Raw genomic sequence first — 11,693 nt, 5'->3', positions numbered from 1 at the left:
AACGTGCGAGTGGATGTACGGGGGCCGGGATGCTGAACAACGGTGCGATGATCGCCGACCGATATCGCCTGCAACGCCTGATCGCCACGGGCGGTATGGGGCAGGTCTGGGAGGCGCTCGACACCCGACTGGACCGCCGGGTCGCGGTGAAGGTGCTCAAGTCGGAGTTCTCGGCCGACCCGACCTTCCGGCACCGGTTCCGCAGTGAGGCCAAGACCACGGCCCAGCTGAATCACCCGGGTATCGCCGGAATCTACGACTACGGCGAGACCATGGATCCCAGCGGCGGGGAAACCGCCTATCTGGTCATGGAATTGGTGCAGGGCGAACCGCTCAATACGGTGCTGAACCGGCTCGGGCGGCTTTCGGTGGCCCAGGGTCTGGACATGCTGGAGCAGACCGGTCGCGCACTCGAGGTCGCACACGCTGCCGGCGTTGTGCACCGGGACGTCAAGCCGGGCAATATCCTCGTCACGCCGACCGGTCAGGTGAAGATCACCGACTTCGGCATCGCCAAGGCCGTCGACGCCTCCCCGGTCACAAAGACCGGCATGGTGATGGGCACCGCCCAGTACATCGCGCCCGAGCAGGCGGTCGGCGAGGACGCGACCGCGGCCAGTGACGTGTACGCACTCGGTGTGGTCGGCTACGAGGCATTGGCTGGGCAGCGGCCGTTCAGCGGCGACGGCGCGATCACCGTCGCGATGAAACATGTGCGCGAGGCCCCGCCGCCGATGCCGTCCGATCTGCCGCCCAATGTGCGCGAGCTGATCGAGATCACCATGGGCAAGGATCCGGCCCTGCGCTATGCCAGCGGCGGCGAATTCGCCGATGCCGTCGCCGCCGTGCGCGCCGGACGGCGTCCACCACCGCCGGTCACCACCGCGGGACCGACGGCAACCGGTGCGACCCGGGTGCTGCCGCCGGGCCCGACCGTGATTCTGCCGTCGCATGACCACGATGGCCCGACGGTCCGGTACAACACCCCGGCCACGCCGATGGGTGTAGGCGGCGTCGCTTCGACCAGACAGTCGCCCGCGGGCGCGCCCAGGACCGTGATGAGTTCCGGCGCCACCCGCACCCACCCAGGGCCCGGTCCGGAGACCTCGAAGTTCACCACCGGCCAGAAGGTCGGCGCGGCCGTGGCCGTCGGCGCGGTGCTGCTCGTCGGACTCGTTTTGTGGCTGCTCTTCGGCGGCGATACCAATCCGGATACCGTGCGCCCGGTCACCACCACCACGAAGGTCGCGCCGCCGCCGGTCACGACGCCGCCGACGACCACGACCGAGGCGCCGACGACCGTCGTCACCACGACCAGACCGGCCCCGCCACCGCCACCGACCCAGGAACCTACGACGACAACGCAGCCGCCGACCACAACGCCGAGTACCACAGCGCCGAGTACGACGAAGTCGTCGAAGACGACGAGTCCGTCCACCACCACAAGAGGCTCGTGGTTCCCTACGCTCGATTTACCATTTCCGGATAGTCCCGGTGCCCGAGGACCCTCGGCCACTCCAGGCGCTGCTACTCCGCAAGGACAACCATGACGACCCCGAAGAATCTCTCCTCCCGCTACGAGCTGGGTGAGATCATCGGGTTCGGCGGCATGTCCGAAGTCCACAAGGCGCGCGATCTTCGGCTCAGCCGGGACGTCGCGATCAAGGTGTTGCGCGCCGACCTGGCCCGCGACCCGACGTTCTACCTGCGCTTCAAGCGCGAGGCACAGAACGCCGCCGCACTGAACCATCCGGCCATCGTCGCGGTCTACGACACCGGCGAGGCGGAGGTGGACGGCGGCCCGCTGCCGTACATCGTGATGGAGTACGTCGACGGTGACACGCTGCGTGACATCGTGCGCGGTAAGGGTCCGATACCGCCGCGCCGGGCCATGGAGGTCGTCGCCGACGTCTGCGCCGCACTGGATTTCAGCCATAAGGCCGGAATCGTGCACCGCGATATGAAGCCCGCCAACATCATGATCAACCGGGCCGGGGCCGTGAAGGTGATGGACTTCGGCATCGCGCGCGCGCTCGCCGACAGCTCCAACCCGATGACCCAGACCGCGGCCGTTATCGGTACCGCGCAATATCTTTCGCCCGAGCAGGCGCGCGGTGAGACCGTCGACGCCCGCTCGGATGTCTATTCCGTCGGCTGTGTGCTGTTCGAAATCCTCACCGGCGAGCCACCTTTCACCGGTGACTCGCCGATCGCCGTTGCCTACCAGCACGTCCGGGAGGATCCGCGGCTGCCATCGCATGTCCACAACGGAGTGCCGCGCGAGCTGGATTCCGTCGTGCTCAAGGCGATGAGCAAGAATCCGGCCAACCGGTACCAGTCGGCCGCCGAGATGCGTGCCGATCTGATCCGGGTGCTCGGCGGGCAGAAGCCCAGCGCGCCGATGGTGATGACCGATGAGGACCGCACCACCATCCTCGGCTCGAACGAACCTGGGCCGCGCAACTTCCGCACCGTCGAACGCAATGACGACACCGCCGAGCAGGAACCCGCCGAACCGGCGAGTCCACGCCGCAATCTCTATATCGCGCTCGGCGCCGCCGCCGCGGTCATCGTTGCGTTCGCCCTGTTCTGGGTTTTGATCGGACCGGGCGCGCGCCCGGATCAGGTCGCCATACCCGACCTTTCGAACAAATCCGCGCAACAGGCCCAGGACTCGCTGCAGAAGCTCGGCTTCACGGTAGCCATCCAGCAGAAGCCGGATAACAAGGTCGCCACCGGCAATGTCATCTCCACCCAGCCGCTCGGCGGCTCCCGGGTCGACAAGGGCAGCACGATCACCGTGCAGGTCTCCAGCGGGCCGGCGCAGGTGCAGATTCCTCGGCTCGACGGCATGACCCAGGAGCAGGCGGAGCAGCAGCTGAACGCCAGTGGCTTGCGGATGGATCCGAACGTGCAGCGCAAGCCGTCGAGTGCGCAGGAGACGGACAAGGTGATCGGCACCGATCCCTCGGCGGGTTCGCGCGTCGATGTCGACCGGGCCATCGTCGTGATTCTCGGCTCCGGACCGGAGCAGATCCGGGTGCCGAATGTGGTTGGTCAGGACATCAGCGTCGCGCAGCCGAACCTGGTGGACAGCGCCGGTTTCAAGATCAACATCCAGGAGGTGCCGTCCTCGAAGCCCAAGGGCGAGGTGCTCTCGACCAACCCGGCGGGCGGCACCAGCGCGGACAAAGGATCGACGGTCACCGTGCAGGTCTCCAGCGGCGACATCGTCATGCCGAGCCTGGTCGGCCTGACCACAGCGCAGGCGGTGGACAAGCTGCGGCAGGCGGGTTGGACCGGCACATCGGCACAGATCAGCCAGGCCACCCAGGGCACCTTCGATACCAACAGCGTCGGCCGGGTCGTCAGCCAGCAGCCCGCGGCCGGATCGGCGATCGCGAAGAACGGAACGGTGTCGATCACCACCTACGTCCTCGGTCCGCCGTAACAGCGGCCAACCTGGCGACAATCAGTTCAGCGAATTCGTCACCGCGCGCGGTCTACCGCGGGCGGTGACGCCGATCAGGAAAGATCCAGGTGGCGATTCATCGACATCGCCGCCTCGGCCAGCTCCGCCAACTCGACCACCTCGACGCCGTGCTGCCGCAATCGCTCCACCCCGACGCAGTTGGTCACGAAGGTCGTAGGTTCCCGCCAGGCGATGACGACGCGCGGAATCCCGGCCCGCAGAATTCGGTCGGTGCACGGCAGCCGGGTCGCGGTGGCGCGCTGGGAACACGGTTCCAGGGTGCTGTAGATCGTCGCTCGCGCCAGCCGAGGATCGTCCGCGTCGAGCTTGTCGAGTGCGGACTCCTCGGCATGGACCTTCTCATCGGTCTCGCGCGAGTAGCCGGTCGAGATCTCGACGCCGTCGGCCACGATGACCGCACCGACGGAGAACGCGGTCGGACTGGGCGGGCACAGCCGCGCCAGTTCCATTGCCCGGCGCATGAATCGGATATCGGTCTGTTCCTCGGACGCGCGCGGCAGGTAGCGCAGTAATGCGATATCGCCGATCCGAGTGACATCGGCCAGGTGCATTCGGCGGGCCGGGTAGCTCGCGGGGCCGAGAAAGCGCGGCGCCGCGGCATGTCCGACGACGATCGGCGCGACCGCCATCTGCAATTCGTCCGCCAGGTCCGCCGCGAGGAACTGCGTGTGGATCCGGGTGCCGCCCTCGACCATGAGCCGGGCGATGCCGCGGCGGCCGAGATCGTCGAGCAATGCTGCGAGGTCTATATCGGCGCCGAGCGGGACCACCTCCGCCAGACCGGCCAACCGATCGCCGAGCTTCGCCGCACCGGTATGTGTCGTGTAGACGAGTTTGTCACCGCCGTGGTGCCAGAACCGCAGCTCGGGATCCAGATCACCGCGTGCGCTAATGGCGATCTTCAACGGGTACTCCGGTTTTCCGGCCGCGATGCGGGCCGCCCGGCGGTCCGCACTGGCGACCAGCAACCGTGGATTGTCGCGCCGCAGCGTCTGCGCACCGATCAGGATCGCGTCGGACTCGGCACGCACCTGATCCACCCGATCGAAATCCGCGGCATTGGACAGCTTCAGCCGCTCCGGGCTCGCATCGTCGATATATCCGTCCACACTGACCGCGACGGACAGCAGCACATAGGGCCGACGCGTCACTGGGTCACCAGTGCCGCGACCTCCGCCTCCAGCATCTCCACCAGCCCCTCGGACGGGCGCTCGCCGCATACCTCCAGCCAATTCGCCAACATCCGGTGCCCGCCCTGGGTCAGCACCGATTCGGGATGAAACTGCACGCCGTGAATGGGCAGGCTCCGATGCCGCATGGCCATCACGATCCCGGACTCGGTGCGCCCGATCACCTCGATATCCGAGGGCAGTGTGTCCTCGAGGACGGTGAGCGAGTGGTATCTGGTCGCGGTGAACGGGTCGGGCAGACCGGCCAGCACGCCCGCGCCGAGATGGAAGACCGAGCTGGTCTTGCCGTGCAGCAGCTCCGGCGCGCGAGTCACGGTGCCGCCGAACGCCTCTCCGATGGCCTGATGGCCCAGGCACACCCCGAGCAGCGGAATGCCGTGCCGGGTGCACGCATGCACCAGATCGATGCTCGCACCCGCCCGATCCGGAGTGCCGGGTCCCGGGCTGATGAGAATGCCGTCGTATTCGGTGACGACCGCGTCCAGATCGGCCAACTTCGCGTCGTCATTGCGCCAGACCACAGCCTCGGCACCCAACTGGCCGAGGTACTGCACCAGGTTGAACACGAAGCTGTCGTAGTTGTCGACGACCAGTACACGCATGCTGTCGAGATTACGTGGCGACCCGGCGGGCCGTCGCCCGCATTACCAGTTGGGATAGCCTAGAGGCAGACCGGAGGGGACCTGAGCCCTCACCCGGACCGTCTCGGCCCCCGCCGGATCGGGTTCTGTGGTGCGCGAGCTCGGCCATAATTCAACCGAATCCCGCCCGCCGGTACCCGACCTGAACGCCGAACACGAGGACGACATGCCCAAGTCGAAGGTCCGCAAGAAGACCGACTACACGATCAATCCCGCCAGCCGCACGCCGGTGAAGGTGAAGGCTGGGCCGTCCCCGGTCTGGTACGTCGTGATCATGCTCGGCTTCATGCTGGCCGGGCTGGTCTGGTTGCTCGTCTACTACTTGGCCAACGACAAGATCTCCTGGATGGCGGATCTCGGGGCGTGGAACTTCCTGATCGGCTTCGGCCTGATGGTCATCGGCCTGATCATGACGATGCGGTGGCGGTGACCTGGCTCAGTAGCTGGCCTTTTCGAGCGACCTGCAAGCAGTCGCTACGGCAAGTATTACAGACGTGTCATTCATGCACACCTGTGGATAACCGTGTGGACAACTCGAGGAACGATTGGGGAAAGTGACACGTGGATCCCGAATCCGATTCGCCTGATCCGCTTCCCGAACCACGCACCACCTGGACCACACCGATTGCCGCTCTCATTGCGGTCACCATCGGCGGTTTGGTGCTGGCCGGTGCCGCCATCCTCGCCAAGGATGGGCCGAGTCGGCTGCTGATCGGATTGGCGGCGGTCGGCCTGCTGGCGTTGGCCGGCCTCGGATTCCGACAGCGCCCGCGCCTGAGCATCACCTCCGATCCACAGCCACGACTGGTGGTCCGCACTCTTACCGGGCCGACCGAATACACCCGCGATCAGGTAATGCGGGCCCGAGTCGTCGGCTACCGCCGCCTCGGCCGCAAGAATCCCATGCTCGAAATCGACGTCGAGCACCACGGCGACGAACGACTGCTGATCTTCGGCCGATGGGACCTCGGCACCAGCCCGGACGAGGTCTTCGAGACCCTTGTCGCGCACGGACTGGCGCAGTAGCCGCGCGCCGAATGCCTGCGGCGGCAACGTTTCACGTGAAGCATCTACCGCAGTGATATCGCCGCGGCGACGATCACCGCGAGTGCCGCCACGGCGACGACGGCAACCGCAGCCCACCCGATCAGTCGCGCATTCTCCTGGGATTTCGCGCGCAACCATTCGGGCAGGAACAGAATGCCGAGTGCGGCAAGGGTGCCCGCGGCGAGTCCGCCGAGGTGTCCGGCCAATGAGATACCGGGCAGCGAGAAGCTGATGAAGACGTTGATGCCGATGAGGATCAACATCTGATTCGGATTCTGCCGCACCCGGATCAGGATCACGGTGATCGCGCCGAACAGTCCGTAGACCGCACATGACGCGCCCGCGGTGAGGCTGTCCCTGGCGAAAACCATCACGGCGGCCGCACCGCCGAGCAGTGACACCAGGTAGACCACCAGATAGCGCACCCGCCCGAGCACCGGCTCGATACTGCGGCCGACCACATACAGCGCGAACATATTGAGCAGCAGGTGGATCGGACCGTAGTGCAGGAAGCCGGAGCCGATCAGCCGCACGTACTGACCGTGCGCGACCGCGGGCGGATAGAGCACCCAGTCGACGTACAGCGCGGAATGCCCGGTGTTCTCCACCAGACTCTTCGATTGGCCCGCGGTGACCGCGAAGACGATCGTGTTCAACGCGATCAGCACATAGGTGACATACGGAATCGGGGTCCGCACGGTCTGCGCACCGGCGACGGTTCGCACCGGACGGACCTCACGCTGCCCCTGACGGACACAGTCCACACAGTGCTGTCCGACCGCCGCGGGTCGCAGGCATTCCGGGCAGGCAGGCCGCCCGCACCGAGTGCAGGCCAGGCCCGTAGGACGATTGGGGTGGCGGACGCACGTCGGTGCGGGCGGTTGAGCGTTCATCGGATTATTCGATAGTGATCTTGGAGATGGTGACGGCTTCCTTGGGACGGTCGTTGCGATCGGTCGGCGTGGTCGCGATGGCATCGACGACCTTGCGCGAATCGGGGTCTACGACCTCCCCGAAGATGGTGTGCTTGCGGTTCAGATGCGGCTGTGAACCGACGGTGATGAAGAACTGCGAACCATTGGTGCCCGGTCCCGCATTCGCCATCGCCAGCAGGTAGCCGCGATCGAAGCGCAGCTCCGGGTGGAATTCGTCGCCGAATTCGTAGCCGGGTCCACCGCGTCCGGTGCCGGTCGGGTCACCACCTTGAATCATGAACCCGTCGATCACCCGGTGGAAGCTCACGCCGTCGTAGAACGGGCCGGAGGTGCCGCCGCTGGCGTTCTCCGTCTCGTACAGTGCCGATCCATCGGCCAGGCCGAGGAAGTTCCGCACCGTCTTCGGGGCGTGGTTACCGAAGAGCGAGATCTTGATATCGCCGTGGTTGGTGTGCAACGTGGCCACGGCGGTCTGATTCGGTGAGGTCACGCCGCCCATCGTGCCACGATCCTCGCAATCTTCGCCGCACCGGGCCGGGTGCGGCTGTCATCTGGGATTACTGCGCGATGCGCGGGTATGTGCCACAGTTGTCGAATGACCTTGGGGCGCCTACTCACCTCCGCACGTTCTCGTAACCGTCTGATCGCCGCGGTCGTCGTCGCGCTGGCCGGTGGCGTGGCCTGGTTGGTCCGCAGCAAGCGTCCACAACCGCCGGAACCGGCGCCGGCGCCGCCGCGAATCGGCTACTCCCGCAACGGTTCCGCGCCGACCCCCTTGGCGGGCGCCGGCGCGGACAACGGTCGCTGACTCCCGCTTCGATTCCGATCAGCGGCTGACGGTGCGCTGGTACTGACGCAGCGCGAGCGGGATGAACACCAGCAGGATGATCACCACCCACGCCAGGGTGGTCGCCACCGGATGCTGCATGGACCAGGCGTCCGATTTCGGGGCCATCGGACTGGTATTGCCGAACAGATCGCGAGTCGCCTGGGTGACCGCCGAAACCGGATTCCATTCGGCGAATACCCGCAGCGCCGTCGGCAGATTCTCGAGCGGCACAAAGGTATTGGCCAGGAATGTCAGCGGGAAGATCACCATGAAGCTGGCGTTGTTGAACACCTCGGGCGCGCGGACCAGCAGGCCGACCACGGCCATGATCCAGGAGATCGCGTACGCGAACAGCAGCAACAGCACATAGGCCAGCACCGCGTCGAGCAGTGATCCGCGTATCCGCCAGCCGACGACATAACCGGTCAGCGACATCACCACCAGGCTGACCACGTTGATCACCACATCGCTGATGGTGCGCCCGACCAGCACGGCCGACGGCGCCATCGGCAGCGAACGGAACCGGTCGATAATGCCCTTCTGCATATCCTCGGCCAGGCCCAGTCCGGTGAACGTCGCGCCGAACACCACCGACTGCGCGAAGATGCCCGCGATCAGGAACTCCCGGTAACCGCCCGACATACCGGGCACCTCGATCGCCGAGCCGAAGATATAGGCGAAAAGCAGCACGAACATGATCGGCGACAGCGTCGAGAAGATCAGCACGTCGGGTACGCGCTTGATCTTGATGACATTGCGCTTGGCGATGGTCAAGCTGTCGGTGCAGACGATGGTGAGACGTTCGCCGAGCGGCATGCGGGTTCTGGTGTCCACGGTCGCCGCGGTCATCGCTTGCGTCCTTCCGTTGCTTCGAGCCGATCCGCGGGCTTGCCGCCATTGCCGTTGATCAACTCCTCGGCCTCGTGACCGGTGAGCGTAAGGAAGACATCGTCCAGTGAGGGACGACGCAGCCCGACATCGTGAATCTGCACATTGTGGCTGCTCAGCCTGCCGATGGCATCGACGAGCGCCTGCGATCCGTCACTGACCGGAACGGTGATCCGGCGCAGTCCGGGTTCCAGATGGATCTCCCCGTCCGCCAAGCCCTTCAGTGCCTCCTGGGCGGTCGCGAGATTGTCGGCGTGGTCGACGGTGAGTTCGATGCGATCGCCGCCGACCAGGGTCTTGAGTTCATCCGCGGTGCCGCGGGCGATCACCTTGCCGTGGTCGATCACCGCGATGGCGTCGGCCAGTCGGTCGGCCTCCTCCATGTACTGCGTGGTGAGCAGGAGGGTGGTTCCCCCGGCGACCAGTTCCTCGATGACATCCCAGAGGTCGAGGCGCGCACGCGGATCGAGTCCGGTGGTCGGCTCGTCCAGGAAGAGCACCGGTGGATTGGCCACCAGCGCGCCGGCCAGGTCGAGCCGTCGGCGCATGCCGCCCGAATAGCCCTTGACCGGTCGATCGGCGGCATCGTTCAGTCGGAAGCGCTCCAGCAGTTCCCGCGCGCGCTCCTTACTGCGCTGCACGCCCATGTGATAGAGCCGGCCGACCATCTCCAGATTTTCGAATCCGGTGAGATATTCGTCGACGGCGGCGTATTGCCCGGACGCGCCGATGCGTGAGCGCAGCGCCTGTGGATTGCGGAGCACGTCGATACCCGCGACGGTCGCGCGGCCGGCATCCGGAATGAGCAGGGTGGTGAGCACCCGGACCGTGGTGGTCTTGCCCGCACCGTTCGGTCCGAGCAATGCGGTGACGGTGCCCTCGGGCACCGCCAGGTCGAGTCCATCGAGGGCGACCAACTGGCCGTATCGTTTGACCAGACCCTCGGCGACGATTGCGTCGGGCATGATTCTCCTGAGGTTCGCTCGCTCCGAGCGAGGTGACCATTACCCGAGTCAGTATTGCCCTGTGCACCGACAATTTCCGGTGATTTTTCGTCGACCTGGGCTTTACCAGCGATCGATGGTCGCGAATTGCCACCGAACACAAAACGGTCGCATCCCGTTCCGGGCGGTGCTCGGGGGTGCCGGATCGGGATGCGACCGATTTCGATCCTGCCGCTCGATCCCAGTCCGATCGCGCGTAGCGCACTACCCGATTCGGGCCCGGCCGGTACTCGGGTGCCGCGGGCCCGACATGCCCGTGCCCGAACGACACGCGGCAAATCCGACCGAATCTGCCGTCCGGTCGATGAACCCCAGGAGCGATTCCGGACGTACAGCAACCGGTCGGCATGGTTTTCACTTTCACATCGTCCGCGTAGTGAGATCACACCCAGGTCGTAAATCCCTGCGCGACAACATTTTTGACAACAGTCACCGAACCGGCAAACAGGCCGACAACCGACCGGTCCCACTACCTGGGCGGCGTCCGCGCCCGGCGCAGGTGAGCCGTCCCGAAAAATCTTGAAAAGTGGTGATCCCCACGCACACACAATCCCGGAACATCGCGTAGGATCATTCACGTCGGCCCCTCCCCCCCGGGCCGACCTTACGCGGGCCTCGGCTAACTCCCCCCCTTCGCCGAGGCCCGCTCCCCGTTTCCGGGGCAGGTCAGCCCCGCTCAGCTATCTGTCGGCACCGCCGGATTCTCGACTGTGCCCACCGATAGCCAGGCCGCCGTCAATCGTTGCGCCCGTACCTTTCCGGCGGTCGCCAGCAACCGACGATCCCGCTCCCACCGCTCGCGAACGACCCGATCGGCCTGTGCCCACAGCGGCTCCAGTTCGGTCAGCACCTGTTCGAAATACGCGTACGCACCACCCAGTGCGATGTGCCCGCCCGGTGCGGCCGGCCGATCCATATCGAGACCACGTACGAAGGCCACCGCGGCGAGTAACCGCTGCAGCGTCGCCCGCGGCCAACCGGACTCGCGCCCGACCCGCAGCAACCAGCCGAGGGTGGCCGCGAGCACATGGACGTCCTCGATGGTGCGGAACGGTTTGAGGTAATCCGAGTACCCGTCGCCGGCCAGCGGCTCGGCCGCGGCATCGGTGAATGTCACCGAGGCGTGTGGGATTTCGGGTGCGAAAGGTACTGCGGGCAGATTCGTCACATCGACGCCGGGCTGTGCGGCATCGACGAGTACCGCGCGCAGCCGGTTGCGCCCGTCGGCCGCCGTGCCCGCGCTGGCGATCACCAACATCCGCCGCGCGAGTTTCCCCAGTGTGGTGAAGGTCTTGGTGCCGTTCACCCGCCAACCGCGGTCGGTCTCGGTCACCTCGGTCGCGATCGCGGACGGATGCGCGCCACCGGCCTCGGTCGCGGAAACCGCGACCAGCTCATCGGCCGGGAGGTCGGGCAGCAACGCACGCAGCGCCTGCTGATATCCGGACAGAAATGCGAAACCCAGTCGGTCCGCACCGAATCCACCGGCGATCGCTATATCGATCGTGTTGTCGAACCGCTCGGCGGCCGCCCGATGCCGCGTCCACGCATCGGTGATCGACTCGAGCGGTGTCGGATCGAGCGCCTCGGTCAGCAGATAATCGAACACAGAATCCACTCGTGCACGCTAATCGAGAATCGTCGCGCTGCTCGCACCCAGGAAGGC

General features: G+C 66.1%; 12 protein-coding genes. 5 read left to right on the top strand and 7 right to left on the bottom strand.

Annotated features, from left to right (window positions below):
• Positions 1–29 precede the first annotated feature (29 nt).
• The gene (locus ACQPYR_RS00205; protein WP_433626122.1) at positions 30–1,550 is read left to right on the top strand and encodes a protein kinase domain-containing protein; all 1,521 of its coding nucleotides are present in this window, start codon (positions 30–32) and stop codon (positions 1,548–1,550) included.
• A complete protein-coding gene (gene pknB / locus ACQPYR_RS00200) occupies positions 1,547–3,451 on the top strand; it encodes a Stk1 family PASTA domain-containing Ser/Thr kinase (protein ID WP_433626119.1) in 1,905 nt (634 codons plus the stop codon). Before ACQPYR_RS00205 ends, pknB begins: the two co-directional genes overlap by 4 nt.
• A 74-nt stretch (positions 3,452–3,525) precedes the next feature.
• Here pknB and ACQPYR_RS00195 read toward each other — a convergent pair whose 3' ends face one another.
• Both ACQPYR_RS00195 and ACQPYR_RS00190 read right to left on the bottom strand, forming a co-directional pair.
• Entirely contained in the window at positions 3,526–4,644 is a 1,119-nt protein-coding gene (locus tag ACQPYR_RS00195; protein ID WP_433626116.1) for a dihydrofolate reductase family protein, read from the bottom strand.
• Complete coding sequence (locus tag ACQPYR_RS00190) at positions 4,641–5,285, bottom strand: aminodeoxychorismate/anthranilate synthase component II (RefSeq protein WP_433600312.1); 645 nt, start codon at positions 5,283–5,285, stop codon at positions 4,641–4,643. Before ACQPYR_RS00190 ends, ACQPYR_RS00195 begins: the two co-directional genes overlap by 4 nt.
• A gap of 205 nt (positions 5,286–5,490) precedes the next feature.
• Between ACQPYR_RS00190 and crgA the strand changes: the two genes are divergently transcribed.
• Both crgA and ACQPYR_RS00180 read left to right on the top strand, forming a co-directional pair.
• Positions 5,491–5,754, top strand: coding sequence for a cell division protein CrgA (gene crgA, locus ACQPYR_RS00185; RefSeq protein WP_063044162.1), 264 nt, complete (start codon positions 5,491–5,493; stop codon positions 5,752–5,754).
• 131 nt (positions 5,755–5,885) lie between these two features.
• Complete coding sequence (locus tag ACQPYR_RS00180; protein WP_433626113.1) at positions 5,886–6,350, top strand: PH domain-containing protein; 465 nt, start codon at positions 5,886–5,888, stop codon at positions 6,348–6,350.
• A gap of 44 nt (positions 6,351–6,394) precedes the next feature.
• Here the strand turns inward: ACQPYR_RS00180 and ACQPYR_RS00175 are convergent, their stop codons facing one another.
• Both ACQPYR_RS00175 and ACQPYR_RS00170 read right to left on the bottom strand, forming a co-directional pair.
• Positions 6,395–7,264 (bottom strand): rhomboid family intramembrane serine protease, encoded by an 870-nt coding sequence (locus ACQPYR_RS00175; protein ID WP_433626110.1) that lies wholly within the window; start codon positions 7,262–7,264, stop codon positions 6,395–6,397.
• A gap of 4 nt (positions 7,265–7,268) precedes the next feature.
• Positions 7,269–7,796, bottom strand: a complete 528-nt coding sequence (locus ACQPYR_RS00170; protein WP_433626107.1) for a peptidylprolyl isomerase — start codon at positions 7,794–7,796, stop codon at positions 7,269–7,271.
• A gap of 105 nt (positions 7,797–7,901) precedes the next feature.
• On the opposite strand from ACQPYR_RS00170, the gene ACQPYR_RS00165 reads away from it, so the two are divergent.
• On the top strand, positions 7,902–8,114 hold the full coding sequence (locus ACQPYR_RS00165; protein WP_364474058.1) for a hypothetical protein: 213 nt from the start codon (positions 7,902–7,904) through the stop codon (positions 8,112–8,114).
• An 18-nt stretch (positions 8,115–8,132) separates the two neighbouring features.
• Here the strand turns inward: ACQPYR_RS00165 and ACQPYR_RS00160 are convergent, their stop codons facing one another.
• The 3 genes from ACQPYR_RS00160 to ACQPYR_RS00150 form a co-directional block, all read right to left on the bottom strand.
• Entirely contained in the window at positions 8,133–8,951 is an 819-nt protein-coding gene (locus tag ACQPYR_RS00160; RefSeq protein ID WP_433635420.1) for an ABC transporter permease, read from the bottom strand.
• 29 nt (positions 8,952–8,980) lie between these two features.
• The gene (locus tag ACQPYR_RS00155) at positions 8,981–9,988 is read right to left on the bottom strand and encodes an ATP-binding cassette domain-containing protein (RefSeq protein WP_433626105.1); all 1,008 of its coding nucleotides are present in this window, start codon (positions 9,986–9,988) and stop codon (positions 8,981–8,983) included.
• A 715-nt stretch (positions 9,989–10,703) separates the two neighbouring features.
• Positions 10,704–11,645, bottom strand: coding sequence for an acyl-CoA dehydrogenase family protein (locus tag ACQPYR_RS00150; RefSeq protein WP_433626103.1), 942 nt, complete (start codon positions 11,643–11,645; stop codon positions 10,704–10,706).
• Between the last annotated feature and the right edge of the window lie 48 nt (positions 11,646–11,693).

It is taken from the genome of Nocardia sp. CA-120079 (assembly GCF_050955745.1).
In the GTDB taxonomy this organism is placed as follows: domain Bacteria; phylum Actinomycetota; class Actinomycetes; order Mycobacteriales; family Mycobacteriaceae; genus Nocardia.
Note: the sequence above shows the minus strand (reverse complement) of the source record. Positions and strands in the feature narration are given on the sequence as shown.